We start from the raw sequence: 18,907 nt of genomic DNA on the forward strand, positions 1-18,907 counted from the left end.
GGTCACCCGGTAGGACGGGCCGAAGTCCTAGGAGGTTGCCCCTCTTTCGGGCAGGATCTGGCCGAAAGCCCCAGTACCCGGATCAGAAGTGGAAGAGTCGTATCTATGCAGGTCTGGCCGGGACAGGCGTATCCCCTGGGCGCCACCTACGACGGCGCCGGTACCAACTTCGCGGTCTTCTCGGAGGCCGCCTCGCGGATCGAGCTGTGTCTGATCCATGACGACGGCTCGGAGACCGCCGTCGAGCTGCGCGAGACGGACGCGTTCGTGCGGCATGCCTACCTGCCCGGCGTGATGCCCGGGCAGCGCTACGGGTTCCGGGTGCACGGCCCGTACGCGCCGGAGCGGGGGCTGCGCTGCAACTCGGCGAAGCTGCTGCTCGACCCGTACGCGCGGGCCGTCGCCGGTGCGGTCGACTGGGGCGAGGCGGTGTACGGCTACCACTTCGGGCGGCCGGACTCGCGCAACGACCTGGACTCGGCGCCGCACACCATGACCTCGGTGGTGGTCAACCCGTACTTCGACTGGGGCGACGACCGCCGGCCCCGGACGGACTACCACCGCACGGTGATCTACGAGGCCCATGTGAAGGGCCTGACGATGCTCCACCCCGACCTGCCGGAGGAGCTGCGCGGCACGTACGCGGGGCTCGCGCACCCGGCGGTCATCGGCCACCTCCAGGAACTGGGTGTGACCGCACTGGAGTTGATGCCGGTGCACCAGTTCGTGAACGACCACCGGCTGGCCGACGCGGGACTCTCGAACTACTGGGGCTACAACACGATCGGCTTCTTCGCCCCGCACAACGCGTACGCGTCCTGGGGCGACCGGGGCCAGCAGGTCCTGGAGTTCAAGTCGGCGGTGCGGGCGCTGCACCAGGCGGGCATCGAGGTCATCCTCGACGTGGTCTACAACCACACCGCCGAGGGCAACCACCTGGGCCCGACGCTCTCCTTCCGCGGCCTGGACAACCCGTCGTACTACCGGCTCGGCGGCGACCCCCGGTACTACACGGACACCACCGGCACCGGGAACTCGCTGCTCATGCGCTCCCCGCACGTGCTCCAGCTGATCATGGACTCGCTGCGGTACTGGGTGACCGAGATGCACGTGGACGGGTTCCGTTTCGACCTGGCGGCGACGCTGGCCCGGCAGTTCCACGAGGTGGACCGGCTGTCCTCGTTCTTCGACCTGGTGCAGCAGGACCCGGTGGTCAGCCAGGTGAAGCTGATCGCCGAGCCGTGGGACGTCGGCGAGGGCGGCTACCAGGTGGGCAACTTCCCGCCGCTGTGGACCGAGTGGAACGGCAAGTTCCGTGACTGCGTGCGCGACCTGTGGCGCGGCGAGCCGCGCACCCTCGCCGAGTTCGCCTCCCGGCTGACCGGCTCCTCCGACCTGTACCAGGACGACGGCCGCCGGCCGCTGGCCTCGGTGAACTTCGTGACCTGCCACGACGGCTTCACGCTGCGCGACCTGGTCAGCTACGACGGCAAGCACAACGAGGCCAACGGCGAGGGCAACCGGGACGGCGAGAGCTACAACCGCTCGTGGAACTGCGGGGCGGAGGGCGACACCGAGGACATCGGCATCGTCGAGCTGCGGGCCCGGCAGATGCGGAACTTCATCGCCACCCTGATGCTGTCGCAGGGCGTGCCCATGCTCAGCCACGGCGACGAGTTCGGCCGCACCCAGGGCGGCAACAACAACGCGTACTGCCAGGACAACGAGGTCTCCTGGGTCCGCTGGCCCAAGCCCGGCTCCGAGGCCGACGGCACGCTCCTGGACTTCACCCGGGCCATGGTGCGGCTGCGCCGCGACCATCCCGTGTTCCGGCGGCGCCGCTTCTTCCACGGCCGGCCGGTGCAGGGCACCCACGACGAGCTCACCGACATCGCCTGGTTCACCCCCGAGGGCGAGGAGATGACGGACCGGGACTGGCAGGCCGCGCACGCACAGGCGCTGACGGTCTTCCTGAACGGCAACGCGATCTCGGAGCCGGGGCCGCAGGGCGAACGGATCGCGGACGACTCCTTCCTGCTGATGTTCAACGCCTCGCAGCAGGAGCTGGAGTTCGCGGTGCCGGACGACCACGGGCGGAGCTGGCGGATGGTGGTGGACACCTCGCACCCGGAGGGCATGCCCCCGCAGGAGGGACCGGAGGTCGGGGCGGGCGAGCGGGTTCCGCTGGCCCCGCTGAGCCTGACGGTGCTGCGCCGCCCGGCGTAATACACACGATCGGACGTATGACCGCATGTCAGGATGACCGCCGAGCGGGGTACGTACGTTCGCATGACGCCTGCGCCCACCGCCACCTACCGGCTCCAGCTCCAGCCCGACTTCCCGTTCGCGGCCGCCGAGCGGGCCGTGCCGTACCTGGCCCGGCTCGGGGTCTCGCACCTGCACCTGTCGCCCGTCCTCGAGGCCGTGCCCGGGTCCACGCACGGCTACGACGTCACCGACCACCGCTCGATCCGGGACGAGCTGGGCGGCGAGGAGGGGCTGCGGGCGCTGTCCGCGACCGCCCGGGCGCACGGCCTGGGCCTGGTCGTGGACCTGGTGCCCAACCACATGGCGGCCTCCCCCCGGCACAACCACGCGCTGCGGGAGGTGCTGCGGGGCGGCCCGGAGTCGCCGTACGCGCGCTGGTTCGACATCGACTGGGCGGCCGGCGACGGACGGATCCTGCTGCCGGTGCTGCCCGGCCGGGTCGGCGGCGTCCTGGACGGGATGCGCGTCGCAGACGGGGCGCTGCACGTGGCCGGGCAGGAGTTCCCGCTGCGGGAGGGTACGGCGGGGCTGCCGCTGCCAGAGCTGCTGGACGCGCAGTGGTACCGGCTCGGCTGGTGGCGGCTGGCCCGCACCGAGCTGAACTATCGGCGGTTCTTCACGATCTCGGACCTGATCGGGGTGCGGGTGGAGGACCCGGAGGTGTTCGACGCCACCCACGACACGATCGTGCGGCTGGTGCGGGACGGGGTGATCGAGGGGCTGCGGATCGACCACCCGGACGGGCTCGCCGACCCGGACGGTTACCTGGAACGGCTGCGGGACGCGACCGGCGGCTGCTGGACGGTCGTCGAGAAGATCCTCACCGGTCCCGAGCACCTGCCGGCCGGCTGGCCGGTCGCCGGCACCACCGGGTACGACGCGCTGCGGTACGTCGACGGGGTCTTCGTCGACGGCGCCGGGGCCGACGAACTGCGCGACCTCTACCGGGAGTTCGCGGGGCGCGCCGCGGACCGGGGCGGCAGCTGGGACGCGACGGCGCGGCGCGCCGCGTACAAGGTGGTCACCCACGAACTGGCCGCGGAGACCGCGGCGCTGACCCGGACCGCGGCCCGGATCTGCGCCGCCGACCCCGCCCTGCGGGACCACGCGCCGTGGGCGCTGCGGACCGCGGTGCGCGAACTGCTCGTCCGGGTACCGGTGTACCGCACGTACCGGACCGGCGGCGAGGAGGTGCTGACCGAGGAGGCGGCCCGGGGCGCGAAGGCGGCGTTCGCGGTGGAGGAGGAGGCCGCGGCGGTGGACCTCGTACGGGACCTGGCGCTCGGGCGGCTCGGGGACGGGCCCGAACAGTGCGCGTTCCGGGCCCGGTTCGCGCAGACGTCGTCGGCGCTGCGGGCGAAGTCCGTGGAGGACACGGCGTTCTACCGGTACACGCCGCTGCTGTCGGCGAACGAGGTCGGCGGGGATCCCGGGCGGCCGGCGGTCGGCCCGGAGGAGTTCCACGCGTACTGCGAACGGCTGGCCCGCGACTGGCCGTCCACCGGGACGGTGCTGACCACGCACGACACGAAGCGCAGCGCGGACGTACGGGCCGGTATCGCGGTGCTCTCGCAGTGCCCCGAGCGCTGGGCGGAGCTCCTGGACGAGGTCGCGGGGGTGCCCGCGCCGGACCCGCACCTCGCGTGGACGGCCTGGCAGACCGCGTTCGGCTTCGGCGTGCCGGACCCTGAGCGGCTGGGGCCCGCGCTGCTGAAGTCCGTACGGGAAGCGGGCCTGCACACCAGTTGGACGGAGCCGGACCCGGCGTACGAGAAGGCGGTGACCGAGTTCGTGGCGGCGGGCCCGGGCCGGATCCCGCTGCGGACGGCATCCCCGGCGGCCTTCGCCCTGGAGCCGCACATCCGCGCGCAGTCACTGGGCGCGGCGCTGGTCCACCTGACGATGCCCGGGGTCCCGGAGCTGTACCAGGGAACGGAGCGCGAGTACCGCGCCCTGGTCGACCCGGACAACCGGGCGCCGTTCAAGGTCGCGGAGGACGACGAGAAGACGACACTGACCCGGGCCGCCCTGGCGCTGCGTACCCGCCGCCCGGAGCTGTTCGGACCGGGCGGCGGGTACGCGCCGCTGACCGCAGAGGGCCCGGCGGCCGGCCATTGTCTTGCCTTCGTCCGCGGGGACGGATCGCTCACCGTGGTCACCCGGCTCTCGCTGCGCCTCGCGGAATCGGGCGGCTGGCGGGACACCGTCCTGCCGCTGCCGGCCGGGCGCTGGGTCGAACTCGGACACGGAGGACGGGAGTTCACCGGCGGTCCACTGCGCCTCGCAGAGCTTCTCTCGAACCGCCCGGTGGCCCTGATGGAACGCCGTTAGCAACGGAATTCCCTCCATTTCACGGAGCCTTCTTTCGACCGCTCCCCATTCCCTGTCGCCACCATCGAGAGCAGGCTCGAAAGGCCGAATTCATCCGCGGTTTCGAAGTCGAAACCGGTCCGGTCGATACCGCGCCCTCGTGGGCGCGGTTTCTCGTTCCCGAACGCAGCGCCGACGGTCTGCCCTGACCGCGGGCACCTTGGCGTGCCTCCGCCTGCCTTCCGCCCGAGTGTCGTGGCGGGTTCGTGACAAGGACCAAGTCCGCCACAGCTGATCCGTTGCCTCGGTCCACGCAGCGCCCGAAAGTGCCTGATGCAGCAAGAACTTCTCTCTCACGACGAGTTGGAGACGCTCATGCATCCCCCGCGCCATTTTCACGACGAAGCCGGAAGAACGACATCACAGGAGGCCTCGCGATGAGGCGTTTCGGGCGACGGCTGGCCGCGGCGGCCGCCGGCATCACTGTCCTCGGGACGGTCATGTCGAGCACCGCGGCGAGTGCCTCCGACCCCAACCGGGCTCCGTCTTCTCCCACTTCCCTCAACCTGCCGGCTTCGGTCGGCGACAGCCTCCTCAAGGCCGCCGCCGGAACGCGAGCGAACCTGTCACTGACGTTGGTGACCGGCGACAAGGTGCAGATCGGCATCACGAAGGACCGGAAGCCGGTCGTCCGTGAGATCGTGCCCGCGACGCGGCCCGGCAACGAGTCGGTCCTCTTCCACACCGTCACCCGGGGCGACAAGGTCTACGTCGTCCCGCAGGACGCGTTGTCGCTGCTCCGCGCCGACCTGCTGGACTGGGAGCTCTTCAACCTGGCCAAGCTGGCCGACTGGACGACCGCGGGCAGGACCGGCGAGGTCCCGGTGATCGCCACGTACACCGGCAAAGCCAGTGCCCGGACGGCAACGCCCCCGACGGGTACGACCGCCAAGTCCGTCCTGCCGGGCATCAACGCCCGCGCGATGAGCGTCAAGGGCGACGGCCGGTGGTGGCGAGAGGTGCGGGAGAAGACCACCGGCAAGTCCGCCGCCGCCTCCAGGGCCTCCGGCCCGCTGGCCGGGGTGGGGAAGGTGTGGCTGGACGAGCTGACGAAGCTGCAGCTCGACCAGTCCGTACCGCAGATCGGCGCGCCCGCCGCCTGGGCCCGCGGCTACGACGGCGCGAACGTGAAGGTCGCGGTGCTGGACAGTGGCGTCGACGCCACCCACCCCGATCTCGCCGGCCGGATCGCCGAGGCGGTCGATTTCACCAACAGCCCGAAGGGTGCGGTGGACGAACACGGACACGGTACCCATGTGGCGTCCACGATCGCCGGTACCGGACAGGCTTCCGACGGGCTGCGTCGCGGTGTGGCGCCCGGTGCGAAGCTCGCCGTCGGCAGGGTCTGCGGTGCGGACGGCTCGTGCGCCGGCTCCTCGGTCATCGCCGGCATGGAGTGGGCCGCCAAGTCCGGTGCCGACGTGGTCAACATGAGCCTCGGCGGCGCGCCCTCCGACGGAAGGGACCCGCTGAGCACAGCGGTCAACGCGCTCAGCCGCACCTACGGCACCTTGTTCGTCATCGCCGCGGGCAACGCCGGCCCGGACTCCGAGACGGTCGGGGCGCCGGGTGCCGCCGACGAGGCGCTGACCGTCGCGGCCGTGGACAAGAGCGACCAGATGGCCCGCTTCTCCAGCCGCGGACCCCGCGTCGGGGACGGCGCGGTCAAGCCGGACATCTCGGCCCCGGGCGTCGCCATCGTCGCGGCGCGCGCGAAGGGCACCGGGATGGGCAAGCCCGTGGACGACTACTACACGTCCGCCAGCGGCACCTCCATGGCTACGCCCCATATGGCCGGCGCCGCGGCGATCATCGCCCAGCAGCGTCCGGACTTCACCGGGCGGCAGATCAAGTCGCTGCTGATGGCGACGTCCAAGGACCTCGGGCACGACCTGTTCGCGCAGGGCGCCGGCCGGGTGGACGTGGCCCGGGCGATCGACCCGAAGATCATCCCCGACGGAAACCTGAGCTTCGGCCGAGCCGAGTATCCGCACGCGCCGGTTTCCAGGACGGTCACCTACACCAACGTGACCGACGAGCCGATCACGCTCGCGCTGTCCGCCTCGGCCTCCTCCGCGGGCAAGCCCGCACCGGCCGGGCTCTTCGCCCTCGGCGCCGACCAGGTCACCGTGCCCGCCAAGGGCTCGGCCGACGTGACGGTGACCATGGACGGCAGGGCGGTGGACAGTTCCGGGCAGTACGGCGCGTACTCCGGCGTCCTGACCGCCAAGGACGGCGCGGGGACACTGTTCGGATCGACGCGGATCTCGACCTATGTGGAGCCGATCCGCCACGACCTGAACATCAGGATCGTTCCTCCGGCGGGCGCCACCGATGTCTCGTACGGCAGCGCGCTGATCGTCCCGGTCGACGAGGACAAGCTGAAGCTGTACGAGAAGCCGCTGACGGTCCCGGGCGGCGAGACGATCCGGGCACGGGTCTTCGCCGGCACGGTCACGGCGGCCATCGGGGTGACGTGGCGTGACGCGGCGGGCGAGAAGCACATGGCCGCGCCGCTGGTGCCCGAGGTGAAGGTCGCCGGGGCGACCACGGTGGAGCTGGACCTGCGGAAGGTCAAGCCCATCAGGGTGAACACCCCGGAGCCCACCGAGACGTACGCGGCACTCTTCAAGACCCAGCGGGTCTCCGTGGACGGAGCCTGGGGGATCACGGCCTCGTTGAGCGCCGAGTACGGTCCCGGTGACCCGCACTGGTGGGCGCTGCCGACCACCGGCGAGGTCAGCCTCGGGACGCTCGACTTCTTCAGTCGGCACGTTCTCGTTCCGCCGTCGGTGACGATGACGGTCACGGGGAACGGCGACGCGTTCGGCCTGGACGCCCGCTACGCGACACCGGACACCACCATCAACGGCGGAAACCAGCGGTGGACCAAGGACGGCAAGCCCGTGTCCACGCTCGTGCGGTCGGCGATCCCCCGGCTGCCCGTCAACGGGACGAAGCGCGTCGTCCACGCGGGCACCGGCTCGGCCGAGGAACTCGCCGGGGTCGACGCCAAGGGTGCGCTGGTGCTGCTGAAGCCGACCGACATCTGCACGACGACCTGCGACTTCACGGCGCTGCGCAAGCGCGTGGCGGCGGCCGCCGCTGCGGGCGCGGTCGGGGTGCTCGTGACCGGCGAGACCGACCGGGTCGCCCTGCTGAAGTACGAGTCGTTCCGGCAGTACAAGTGCGAGAACGGCCCTGACAGCTGTCCGCCGGTCGACCCGTACGCGGCGCTGCCGATCGTGACCGTGCCTCCGGCCCAGGCCGACACCCTGATCCGGCGGATCGACGGAGCGAAGGCCGACGTCCGGATCGCGCTCGGCGGCAGCCGTGAGGTGTCCGAGGCCTACGCTCTGGCGTTCGACTCCCCCGGACGGGTTCCCGGCAACCTGCCGTACCGGGTCGACTCCCGGGATCTCGACCGCGTCGATCACCGCTTCCACTCCGACCGGCCCGGCGCGATTCCCCACTTCAGCTGGAACCGGATGACGAAGTCCGGCCCGGTGACGGAGGAGAGCATGCTGCCCAAGCCGGACAGCCAGCGGCAGTTCACGACCTGGGTGGGGCCGCGGAACGCCGAGGCGATCGACCGCTTCGAGATGTCCGTCAGGGACTATCTCGCGCCGTCCGTGGCAGGTCCTTCGGGCCCGAGCGAGACGCAGGACCGGTTGCTCGGGGCGAAGAACACGATCGACTGGAACGAGGGACCGTCCCTTCCCGGCGCGGCACCCCCGGTCCGCACCGCGTCGGGCTTCACCGCCGACACCGGCCTGCCGTGCGCCGGCTGCCGGGAGGGCGACCGCTTCTGGCCCACCCTGTACCTGACCAGCGGCGGGGGCGGACGCCAGGCCATGATGGGCATGCTGAACGACACGGGCATCGCCCATCTGATCTACGGAGTCCAGGCCTGCGAGCCCCCCGCCTGCCGCGTGGGCCTCTTCGACGACACCGGCCGTGAGATCGAGCAGAAGCTCCACCCGGTCGAGTTCGCCTTCCAGCTCGGCGAGCCCGGCGACGCGTCGGACCTGACGTCGAGGAGCGAGCGGTGATGACCGACATGGGAATGGAGGGTGCTCCGATGAACGCGGCCGCGCCGTCGAGTCGGCGCCGGAAGGTGAAGCTGGTGGTCTCGGCCGCCCTGGCGATGCTCGCCCTGGTGGGGTGCAAGGCCGACGTCATCGCCTACGACCTGCCGGCGGAATCCGCCCGTTACTCGTTCCGGGCGGAGACCGACGGGGTCAAGACCGTGTGGGGGTACACCTCCGAGCGGCCGACCAAGGCCGACACGCCGACGTCACAGCCGTGCCTCGCGGACGTCGTCGTCAAGGAGCCCGGTCCGTGCCGTCCGGAGCCGCTCATCTTCCTCCGGTATGACTTCGGCCTGGGCCTGGACAACACCGCACCGGCCGAGGAGGCCCACCCCGTCACCGTCACCGGCTACTACCAGGACCGGCTCGGCACGCCGCCGACCGTGACCCGGTTGCGGGCGGAGGCCAGCTTCGACGGCGGCAAGACCTGGAAGCCGGTGACCACCACGGCCGGCGGGAAGAACACCTTCACCGCGCGCATCACGCATCCGAGTCGGGACCGGGCGTCCGGAGGGGTCGCGCTGCGGATCAGCGCGACCGACAGTGCGGGCAACACCGTCGAGCAGACGATCCCGCAGGCGTACCGACTGCGCTGAGGCGGACCGCCGAAACGGTGAAGCGCCCCTGAGGGGCCACGGCCGGGGCCGGACACACGTGTCCGGCCCCGGCGTGCTCCTTCCAGGACACGGGCGCCCGACCGACGTACCCGAGGACAAGCACAGGAGCATCATGCTGTCGGACGTGCTGGGGCTCACCCCCGAAGAGGCGGACACCTACCGCACCCTGGTCTCGGTGGCCTCCGCCACACCCGCCGAACTCGCCGAACTCGTCGGCCGCAACTCCCTCCTGGTGGTGCGCATCCTCGTCCGGCTGGAGGGCCAGGGGCTCGCCGCGCGCAGCGTCGGCGACACGACCCGGTTCGTCGCCTCCCCGCCGGCGGCGGCGCTGCGGGCGCTCCTCGTCCAGCGGCAGCACGAACTCAAACTGGCGGAACTCGAACTCGACTCGCTGGACGAGATCTACCGCGCGGCCACCCTCGGGCGCGGCGTCGCGGAGGTCGTCGACGTGATCCACGGGACCGAGGCCATCCGCGAACGCGTCGGGCACATACAACTCGGCGCGCGGAAAGAGATCATGAACCTCGTCAAGGCGCCGTTCTTCTCGCCCGGCAGCATGACCGACAGCGCGGTCATGGAGCGCGGCGTCCGCTACCGCGTGATCCTCGAGCGCTCGATGCTGGACGAAGGAGCCCCTTCGTTCGACGAGATCAGCCGGGCGCGGGCCGCGGGGGAGGACGTCCGGATCGCCGACACCCTCCCATTGAAACTCTTTGTCGTGGACGGCGAGTTGGCCGTCGTCCCACTCCTCGGTTCGACCCGTTCCGTACGAGCGGGAGCCCTGCTCGTGCGCGAGAGCAGTCTGCTCGACGCGCTGATCGCGCTCTTCGAGTCCGCGTGGGAGAAGGCGACCCCGTTCGTCACCTCGGCGGGCGCTTCACCGAGCGCGCCCGTCCTCGACGATCTGGGCACACAGATCCTCAGCCTGTTGCTGACCGGCCTCACCGAGCAGGCGATCGCCACCCAACTGCAGACCTCCACCCGGACGGTGCAGCGCCGGATCCGACAGCTGATGGACACCGCGAAGGTGCGCAATCGCATGCAACTGGGCTTTCACGCGGCACGGCAGGGCTGGCTCGACGCCGAGCAGGACGGCGAGAGGCGCTAGCCGCCGGGGCGGACCAGCAGAGTGCGGGGGGCGCGGGTGATGAGGCCCGTCTGTTCGGGGCGGAAGCCGGGGGCGAGGGTGAGGCGGGGCATGGCGTCGAACAGGGCGCGCAGCGCGTACTCGGCCTCCAGGCCGGCGAGGAGGACGGCGGGGCAGGGGCCGGTGCCGTAGGTGAGCTGGCCGGGGTCGTCGCGGTCCGGGTCGTACCGTCCGGGGTCGCGGAACCGCTCCGGGTCCCGGCTCGCCGCGCCGATCAGCAGCGCGACGGCCACCCCGGCGGGCACCGTCCCCCCGCTGACCGGGACGTCCGCGGTGGTGCGGCGCATCGCGACCTGGACGGGCGGGTCGCGGCGCAGCGACTCGGTCCACGCGCGGGCGACCACCCCGGCGGGCGCCTCGCGCAACTCGGCGGCGCGCAGCGGGTCGTCGAGCACGTTGGCCAGGAACGAGGCGAGGGCCTTCTCACGGACGGCGATCTGGGCGGTGCACTGCCCGGCGAGGGCGCTCGCGGCCCGGCCACGGACCAGCCGCATCATGTCGCGGTACGGGACGCCGACCGCGGCGGCGACCGTTCCGGCGGGCAGCCAGTGACAGAACTCGGCGACCAGGTCGACCTGCGTCCGCCCGGCGAGCCGGCGGGCCAGCACATGGGCGGTCCGCGCGGCGACGGCCCGCAACTCGGCCTCGTCGACGTCCTGGTGACCGGTGGCGCAGGGCGGGTCGCCGGGCCGGTGGCCGTGGCCGAAGCGGGCGTCGGTGAGCGCTGCGGCCACGTCGGCGTACCGGCTGAGCAGCCAGGCCCGCAGCAGCGGGTCGTACGTGAGCGGGAACTCCTCCCGCAGCGTGCGGTACAGCCGGTACGGGTCGCGCCCGGCGCCCGGCTGGAGCGGGCTGGGCGGCACGGTCCGGGACGGGTACGTGACGGGCGGGACGGACGGGACGGGAGCGCCGGTCGTGACGGGGGCGCCGGTCGTGCCGGGGGCGCCGGTCGTGACGGGAGCGCCGGTCGTGACGGGGGCGCCGGTCGTGCCGGGGGCGCCGGTCGTGACGGGGGCGCCGGTCGTGACGGGGGCGCCGGTCGTGCCGGGCGTGCCGGGCATGTCGGGCTGGAGTTCCTGCGCCATCGGGCCCCCTCGCTCGGTGCGGCCGTCGGAATCACCGCGGCCGCTCCGTCGCGGCGCGCCTGGCCCCAGCTCACCATCGGCGCGCCTCGCCCGCAGTCCGCGTGCGGCCGAACGGGTGACGCCGCCCCGGGGTGCGGGGCGGCGTCGGTGTGCGCGGGGTCGGGGTCGGACTCAGGCCCGGACCGGGCGGGGGCGACCGCCCCCGGCCGCCACCGCCTCGCGCGCCGGCTCGGCGCCCGGCCGGCGCGGCCACCAGCAGCGTTCCCCCAGCAGGGCCATGGCCGACGGCAGGATCACCGCGCGCAGCACGATCGCGTCGAAGAGGACGGCGGCGGTCAGGCCGACCGCGAGCTGCTTCATCTCGATCCGGTCGATGAAGAGGAAGGCCGCGAAGACGGACACCATGATCACGGCCGCGCTGGTCACCACGCTCGCGGAGCCCGCGATGCCGTCCACGACCGCCGTGCGGGTCGGCACTCCGCGCCGCACCGCCTCGCGGATCCTGCTGACCACGAAGATCTGGTAGTCGGTGGAGAGTCCGACCAGGATGCCGAAGACGAGCAGCGGGGTCCGGGAGCCGACGAAGCCCAGCGACTCGAACCCGAGCAGCCCCTCGGCCCAGGTCCCCTGGAAGACCAGGGTGAGGATGCCCCAGGACACCGTCACCGCTGCGAGGTTGAGCGCCGTGCCGAGAAGCGCGAGCACCGGCGAGCGGAACGCCGCGTACATCACGACGAGGCCGGCCAGCGAGACGAAGACGATCACCCAGGGCAGCCGCTTCTCCTGGTGCGCGGCGTAGTCCACGCCGCCCGCGATCTCACCCGAGACCGCGGTCTCCACGCCCGCGCCGGCCACGGCGGCCGGGAGCAGCTCGCCGCGCAGCTTCGCCAGGGACTCCGTGGCCTCGGCCGAGTTCTGCGCGTACGGCACCGGCAGCGCGAGCAGCGCGGTCCGGCCGTCCGGTGCGGTCCTCGGCACGGGCACCGTGTCCTGGGCGAACAGGGCGTCGCCGCGGGTCGCGGCGGCGAGCCTGCCCAGCACCGCGGCCGGGTCGTCGCCGCGCACGAGGACGAGGTGCGCGGGGCCGGCGGAGGGGAAGTGCCGGACGAGCCGGTCGTACGCCGCGACGGCCGGGATGCTGTCGGGGAAGGTCTCCTTGCCCTCGGTGCCGAGCTTCATGCCCAGGGCGGGTGCCGCCAGCGCGGCGGTGACGACGACGCCGGAGACCAGCGCGAGCAGCGGACGGCGCATCACGGGGCGCAGCAGCGCGGCCCACAGCCGGCCCTCCTGCCGGGCACCCTGCGGGTTCCGGGCGGCGCGGCGGCGCAGCCGGCGGCCGTCCATCCGCGGGCCGAGCTTGGCCAGCACCGCGGGCAGCACGGTCAGCGAGCCGACCACGGCCACCAGCGTCACGAGGATCGAGCCGGTGGCGATCGACGAGAAGATCACGTCGTCCATGACGTACAGCCCGGCGAGGGCCAGGGAGACGGCGAGACCGGAGTCGACGACGGCGCGGCCGGAGGTCGCGGCGGCCAGTTCGACGGCGGCGGTGTGGGACAGCGTGCCGCCGGTACGGGCCCGCTCCTCGCGGACCCGCTTGAGATAGAAGAGCGAGTAGTCGACGCCGACCGCCATGCCCAGCATGAAGATGGCGCTGAGCGCGGCGCCGCCCGCGTCCGGGAAGACCCAGGAGGCGAGCCCGTACAGGCCGACCGAGCCGGCGAAAGCGGACAGCGCGAGCAGCACGGGGATGCCGGCCGCGAGCACCGCGCCGAAGACGACGAACAGGATCAGGAAGGTGACCGGGAGGCTGATCATCTCGGTCCGCTGCAGGTCCTGGCCCTGCTTGTCGTTGACCGCGACGGAGATGGAGGCGCTGCCGGTCTGCTCGATCCGCAGCTCCGGGTGGTCAGCCCGGACGGCGGCCGTCTCGGCCAGCAGGGCGTCGACGTCCTTCTTCGCGGTCTCCCGGTCGCCGCGCAGCGTGACCGCGATCCGCAGCGCCGAGCCGTCGGCGCTGCGGACGGGCGCGGCGACGTCCACCACGACCGGGGCGAGCGCCGTCATCCGGCGGCGAATCTCCCCGGCGGCGGCCTCGGGGCGGGCGCCCTTCGCCGCCGCCTCGACGAGCACCTGCTCGACGGGCGGCGGGGTGAGCCCGCTGTGCGCGGCCATCGCCTCGGCGCGGCCGGCCTCGCCGATCCAGAAGTCCTCGAAGGTGCCCTTGTTGGTGCCGGCCGCCGCTCCGGCGCCGATGCACAGCGCGAGGAACACGAGCCAGCCGACCACGGCCTTCCCCGGATGTGTGGCGCACCACCGCGCCGTACGGACCGTGACCGGAACTCTGCCCGACATGCGGGCACCCCCTCTGGGACGACTGACTGCTCGAACGGGAGTCAGCCTTCCGCCCCGGGCGGGTCCCAGTCACTGGCGGTTCCCGGCGTCTGCGTCGGGGGTTACCCCCACCCTGAGGTCCCTTAGGGGAACTCCCTTGCCACGCGGGCGGGTTCAGCGGTGGGAGAGGGTGAAGCTCATCTGGCCGAAGCCCACGATGTCGCCGGCGCGCACCACGACCGTGCCGGTGACCCGGCGGCCGTTCACCGTCGTCCCGTTGGTCGAGCCGAGGTCGCGCAGCAGCCACACGTCGCGGTGCAGCATCAGTTCGGCGTGCAGCCGGGACACCGTCTCGTGGCTGAGCCGCAGCCCGTTCACCGGGTCGCGGCCGATCCGCAGCGGATGTGGACCCGGTTCGGGCAGCAGCAGCTTCGGCAGGCGCTCCGACGTCCAGGCGCGGCCGAGGCGCGCGGTGAACGCGGACACCCGCTCGACCGCCCCGAAGACCCGCCGGGACCAGCGGCCCTCGGACTCCAGGTCGGCGGTGAGCAGGGCGAGTTCGTCGGGCCGGCGGGCGGCGAGGGCCTTCTCCATCCGGAACAGGAAGGTGTCGTGCGAGAGCCGGCCCTGTGCCGCGCCCTCCCGGAGTATCACCAGCGCACGGTCCCGCTCGGCGTCGGACAGCCGAGCGGAATGCGTCGGGAACTCGAAAGGGGTCGTCACAGACGTGATTGTCGGGCCGAAGGGCCCGAAGTGTCCAGAAGCGCTGTCCCGGCGCACCGTGAGGCGGCCCGGCCGGGCCCCGGCGCAATCCGGTACCGGCCGTTCAAGATCGTTGATACGGTCTGCGCTCTCGACCACCTGGGGGAACCTCTCTTGACCACTGCCCGGACACCCGCGCCGCAATCCCGTGACGGCCTCGTGCTGCGCCCGCTCGCCGGACCGGAGGAACTGGACCTGTTCCTCGGCCTGGAGTACGTCCTCGACGACGAGCTCGCCGAGGACCTGGGGACCGGGCGCAGGCTGCCCGAATGGATGTGGGTCGCGCTGCGCGGCGACCGCGTCGTGGCCCGGATCGCCTGGTGGACCGGTGTCCCCGGCGGCGAGCCGCAGGCCCTGGACTTCTTCGACCTCGACCCCGCGCTGCCGGCCGAGGAGCGGATCGCGACCGGCCTGCGCCTGCTGGAGACGGCGACCGCCGCGGTCGTCCCGGCCGGCGCGCCGCGCCCGGAGTACGGGCGGTTCCTGCCCTCCGACTGGCGGGAGGACGACACGGTCCGCGAACAACTGGAGACTCTGTTCGCCGTGCTGGAACGGGCGGGCGCCCGGCCGCTGGTGGAGCGGCTGCGCCTGGAGTGGCGGCCCGGCACCCCGGTGGCGGAGCCGTCCGGCCGACTGGCGTTCCGTCCGGTACGGGACCGGGAGGACCTGGTCGCGCTGATGACGCCGGTCATGGCGGGCACGCTCGACGCGCACGGCCAGGCGGACCTCGCCTCCGGACTGTCCGCGCGGGAGGCCGCGGAGCAGCACTACGACGAGGAGTTCGCGCACTACGCGTCGCCGCGGGAGTGGTGGCGGATCGCCGAACTGCCCGGCACCGCTGAGCCGGTCGGCTTCGTCGTCCCGGCCCGCAACAACTACCACCACACGATCGCCTACATCGGCGTGCTCCCGGCGCACCGCGGCCACGGCTACATCGACGACGTGCTGCGCGAGGGCACTGCGCTCCTGGCCGCGCGGGACGTGCCGCGCATCCGGGCCGCGACCGACCTCGGCAACGTACCGATGGCGAACGCCTTCGCGCGGGCCGGATACGTGAACTTCCAACGCGCGATCAACTTCGTGTGGGACGTACCAGGCACGACGGGGTCCTGACTGCCAGGATGGTTCCCGTCGTTCCGAATCGTCGGCGAGGGGATTCCGCCAGTGCTGTTCGAAGTGTGGGCGCCGAACGCCCGGGACGGGGTCGAGCTGGAACTGGGCGACGCCCGGCTCCCCTTGGCCCCCGACCCGGCCCGGGACGGCTGGTGGCAGGCCGAGGCGCCCGCCGCGGACGGCGACCGGTACGGCTTCTCGCTGGACGGCGGGCCGGTGCTGCCCGATCCGCGCTCGCGCCGGCTGCCGGACGGCCCGGACGGCCTGAGCGCCGTCGTCGACCACACCGCGTACCCCTGGCGGCACCCCTTCCCGCGGCGTGCGCTGCGCGGCGCGGTCCTGTACGAGCTCCACATCGGCACGTACACCCCGGAGGGGACGCTCGACGCGGCGGCGGAGCAGCTCGGCGAGCTGGCGGAGCTGGGCGTGACGCATGTGGAGCTGATGCCGCTGTGCTCCTTCCCGGGGGTGCACGGCTGGGGGTACGACGGGGTCGCGCCGTGGGCGGTGCACGAGCCGTACGGCGGGCCCGAGGCGCTGAAGCGATTCGTCGACACGGCGCACGGCCTCGGGCTCGGCGTGGTCCTGGACGTGGTGCACAACCACCTGGGCCCGTCCGGGAACCACCTGCCGTCCTACGGCCCGTACTTCACCGAGACCCACCACACGCCCTGGGGCGCGGCCGTGAACCTGGACGCGCCCGGGTCCGACGAGGTCCGCGCGTACCTGCTGGGCAGTGCGCTGGCCTGGCTGCGGGACTACCGGATCGACGGGCTGCGGCTCGACGCGGTGCACGCGCTCGCGGACACGCGGGCGCTGACGTTCCTGGAGGAGCTGGCCGCGGCGGTGGACGCGCACGGAGCGGCGGAGAACCGCGAGCCGTTCCTGATCGCCGAGTCGGATCTCGGCGACCCGCGGACGACGACCCCGCGCGCGGCCGGCGGGCTCGGCCTGCACGCCCAGTGGAACGACGACTTCCACCATGCCCTGCACACCGCGCTGACCGGTGAGTCGCAGGGCTACTACGCCGACTTCGCGCGCGCGCCGATGGCCGCGCTGGCCAAGACCCTCGGGCACGTCTTCTTCCACGACGGCAGCTACTCGGCCTTCCGGGGCCGCCACCACGGCCGCCCGGTGGACCGGGTGCGCACCCCCGCGCACCGCTTCCTGGGCTACGCCCAGACCCACGACCAGATCGGCAACCGGGCGCTCGGCGACCGGCTCTCCGCCTCCCTCTCCCCCGGCCTGCTGGCCTGCGCGGCCACGCTCGTCCTGACAGGACCGTCGGTACCGATGCTGTTCATGGGCGAGGAGTGGGGCGCCGGAACGCCCTGGCAGTACTTCACCGACCACACCGACCCCGAACTGGCCGAGGCGGTACGGCAGGGCCGGCGCCGGGAGTTCGCCGCGCACGGCTGGGCCGAAGAGGAGGTGCCGGACCCGCAGGACCCGGCGACCCGGGACCGGTCCGTCCTCGACCGGGCCGAGCGGGAGCGCGAGCCGCACGCCCGGCTGCTCGCCTGGTATCGAAAGCTGATCGGCCTGCGGCACAGCCACCCCGACCTGACCGACCCGGACCTCGCGGCGGTCCGCGCCGCCTTCGACGAGAAGGCCCGTTGGCTGGCGTTCCGGCGCGGTGACCTGCGCGTCGTCGTCAACCTGGCCGGGCAGCCCGCGGAGATCCCGCTGGGCGGCCGACACCGCGTCCTCGCGGCCTGGGAGCCGGTGCCGGCCCCCGGCCCGGACGGGGTGCTGCGGCTGCCCGCGGAATCGTGCGTGGTGCTGGCGAACGGCCTTGCGCGGGGCTGAACGGGGGCCGGCCCACACCGATCAGCAGCCGCGGCACCACGAGACGGAGCCGACCCGCCAGGGGAACCGCGGGGACTCGCCCGTCGGGAGGTCCAAGGTGCGGCCGGCGTTCGTACAGGTGCCTTCCCGGAACACGTAGTACGTCCGTCCGGAGTTGTTGATGACCGATCCGGGCGACTTCTCGGTGAAGTCGACGCAGCCGTTGGGCTCCTCGTTCGGCTCGGGCGGGCCGCCCCACTGGAAGCCCTGGAAGTCGGCACCCTCCCAGAGGCAGATGTGGCCGGCCGGGCATTCCGCCCGAGGCGCCGACGGCGGACCGGAGGCCGCATGGGCGACGGTGGCGAAGGACACCGCGGCCACCGTCGTGGTGAGTGTGGTCAGAACGTTCCGGACGCGCATGGGAGCTCCAAAGGTCGATGTCAGGGGTTGCGTCACAGGCGTTGCGTCAGGGCTTGCGTCAGGGCTTGCGTCAGGGGCTGCATTCGCCGAGGCGGGTCGAGCTGACCCTGTCGTCCCATTCGGGCTCGAAGTTGCCGGCGGCCCCCGGGTACACGCGCTGGTACTCGGTTCCGGCGTAGTCACGCTCGTCGTAGATGCACCAGACCGTGTCGGGGACGTTGTCGGCGAGGGACGACGCCCGGTTGTCCATGCTCTGCCGCGCGAGGTCGGGCGAGCCCGTGCGGAAGCTGGCCATCAGGCCGGTGCCGTCGGGACCGTCGAACAGGCAGAAGTGGCCGGCGGGGCAACGGTCGAACCCGCTCGGCGCGGAGCCGGCCGGGGCGACGGAGGAGAGGAGGGCGGAGGCGAGGACGCTCGACAGGACGAGGAAGCGGTGGGCGGTCGGCACGGCGGTGGCCTTTCTCCGTGGAGCGGCGGGAAGTGAGGGCGCGGCGCGGGCTGTCAGTCGCACAGTTCGAACGATTCGCGCGTGAAGGTGAACTGCACGAACACCGTCACGCACGGGCCGGAGAGGGCTCCCCTGTCCCAGCTGAACGCCATGGACCGGCCTGTGAGCAGCGTCTCCGTGTGCGAGCGGCGCTCGCCTTCGTTGTCGACCCAGCCGATGGACACCCTGGTGCCGTCTCCGGTGCGCTGGTAGCCCACGTCGACGTGATCAGGGGCGCTCTCGGCCCACAGGATGCCGTTGGGCATGTCCCAGCGGCCGACGCCCTGCGGCGCGGCGACCGCGGTCTGCGCGGTCAGGACGAGCACCGCCGCTGTCGCCAGGGCGGCCGTGGCCGACCGCAGGCGGATACGCATGGTCATGGGAGGGTTCCTGTTCCACGGGGCGCGCCGGCCGTTCCGGCGCCG

General features: G+C 72.7%; 13 protein-coding genes. 7 read left to right on the plus strand and 6 right to left on the minus strand.

Annotated elements, in window-relative coordinates; translation table 11 throughout:
- Positions 1-105 precede the first annotated feature (105 nt).
- From glgX to R2D22_RS08440, 5 genes are all read left to right on the plus strand, one after another.
- Positions 106-2,226 (plus strand): glycogen debranching protein GlgX, encoded by a 2,121-nt coding sequence (glgX, locus tag R2D22_RS08420; RefSeq protein WP_318102325.1) that lies wholly within the window; start codon positions 106-108, stop codon positions 2,224-2,226.
- Positions 2,227-2,289: 63 nt separating this feature from the next.
- Positions 2,290-4,599: a malto-oligosyltrehalose synthase gene (gene treY, locus R2D22_RS08425; protein WP_318102326.1), complete on the plus strand. Its 2,310-nt coding sequence runs from the start codon at positions 2,290-2,292 to the stop codon at positions 4,597-4,599.
- A gap of 416 nt (positions 4,600-5,015) precedes the next feature.
- Complete coding sequence (locus R2D22_RS08430; protein ID WP_318102327.1) at positions 5,016-8,690, plus strand: S8 family peptidase; 3,675 nt, start codon at positions 5,016-5,018, stop codon at positions 8,688-8,690.
- Positions 8,690-9,325, plus strand: a complete 636-nt coding sequence (locus R2D22_RS08435; protein ID WP_318102328.1) for an Ig-like domain-containing protein — start codon at positions 8,690-8,692, stop codon at positions 9,323-9,325. The genes R2D22_RS08430 and R2D22_RS08435 overlap by 1 nt, the downstream gene beginning before the upstream one ends.
- Positions 9,326-9,458: 133 nt before the next feature.
- Complete coding sequence (locus R2D22_RS08440; RefSeq protein WP_318102330.1) at positions 9,459-10,454, plus strand: helix-turn-helix domain-containing protein; 996 nt, start codon at positions 9,459-9,461, stop codon at positions 10,452-10,454.
- Here the strand turns inward: R2D22_RS08440 and R2D22_RS08445 are convergent.
- From R2D22_RS08445 to R2D22_RS08455, 3 genes are all read right to left on the minus strand, one after another.
- The gene (locus R2D22_RS08445) at positions 10,451-11,578 is read right to left on the minus strand and encodes a cytochrome P450 (protein WP_318102332.1); all 1,128 of its coding nucleotides are present in this window, start codon (positions 11,576-11,578) and stop codon (positions 10,451-10,453) included. The two genes, R2D22_RS08440 and R2D22_RS08445, sit on opposite strands and share 4 nt — an antisense overlap.
- Positions 11,579-11,749: 171 nt before the next feature.
- Positions 11,750-13,933 carry an MMPL family transporter gene (locus R2D22_RS08450; RefSeq protein WP_318102333.1) on the minus strand — a complete coding sequence of 728 codons (2,184 nt, stop codon included), beginning with the start codon at positions 13,931-13,933 and terminating at the stop codon, positions 11,750-11,752.
- 153 nt (positions 13,934-14,086) lie between these two features.
- Complete coding sequence (locus tag R2D22_RS08455) at positions 14,087-14,635, minus strand: FHA domain-containing protein (protein ID WP_318102335.1); 549 nt, start codon at positions 14,633-14,635, stop codon at positions 14,087-14,089.
- A gap of 153 nt (positions 14,636-14,788) precedes the next feature.
- Between R2D22_RS08455 and R2D22_RS08460 the strand changes: the two genes are divergently transcribed.
- Positions 14,789-15,787: a GNAT family N-acetyltransferase gene (locus R2D22_RS08460; RefSeq protein ID WP_318102337.1), complete on the plus strand. Its 999-nt coding sequence runs from the start codon at positions 14,789-14,791 to the stop codon at positions 15,785-15,787.
- 51 nt (positions 15,788-15,838) lie between these two features.
- Positions 15,839-17,596 carry a malto-oligosyltrehalose trehalohydrolase gene (gene treZ / locus R2D22_RS08465; protein ID WP_318102338.1) on the plus strand — a complete coding sequence of 586 codons (1,758 nt, stop codon included), beginning with the start codon at positions 15,839-15,841 and terminating at the stop codon, positions 17,594-17,596.
- Positions 17,597-17,617: 21 nt separating this feature from the next.
- On the opposite strand, the gene R2D22_RS08470 is transcribed toward treZ, so the two are convergent.
- From R2D22_RS08470 to R2D22_RS08480, 3 genes are all read right to left on the minus strand, one after another.
- On the minus strand, positions 17,618-17,995 hold the full coding sequence (locus tag R2D22_RS08470) for a peptidase inhibitor family I36 protein (RefSeq protein ID WP_318102339.1): 378 nt from the start codon (positions 17,993-17,995) through the stop codon (positions 17,618-17,620).
- Between the two features lie 70 nt (positions 17,996-18,065).
- Entirely contained in the window at positions 18,066-18,443 is a 378-nt protein-coding gene (locus R2D22_RS08475; protein ID WP_318102341.1) for a peptidase inhibitor family I36 protein, read from the minus strand.
- A gap of 53 nt (positions 18,444-18,496) precedes the next feature.
- Positions 18,497-18,862: a hypothetical protein gene (locus tag R2D22_RS08480; RefSeq protein WP_318102343.1), complete on the minus strand. Its 366-nt coding sequence runs from the start codon at positions 18,860-18,862 to the stop codon at positions 18,497-18,499.
- Positions 18,863-18,907 lie beyond the last annotated feature (45 nt).

This window comes from Streptomyces sp. HUAS YS2 (assembly GCF_033343995.1).
In the GTDB taxonomy this organism is placed as follows: Bacteria; Actinomycetota; Actinomycetes; order Streptomycetales; family Streptomycetaceae; genus Streptomyces; species Streptomyces solicathayae.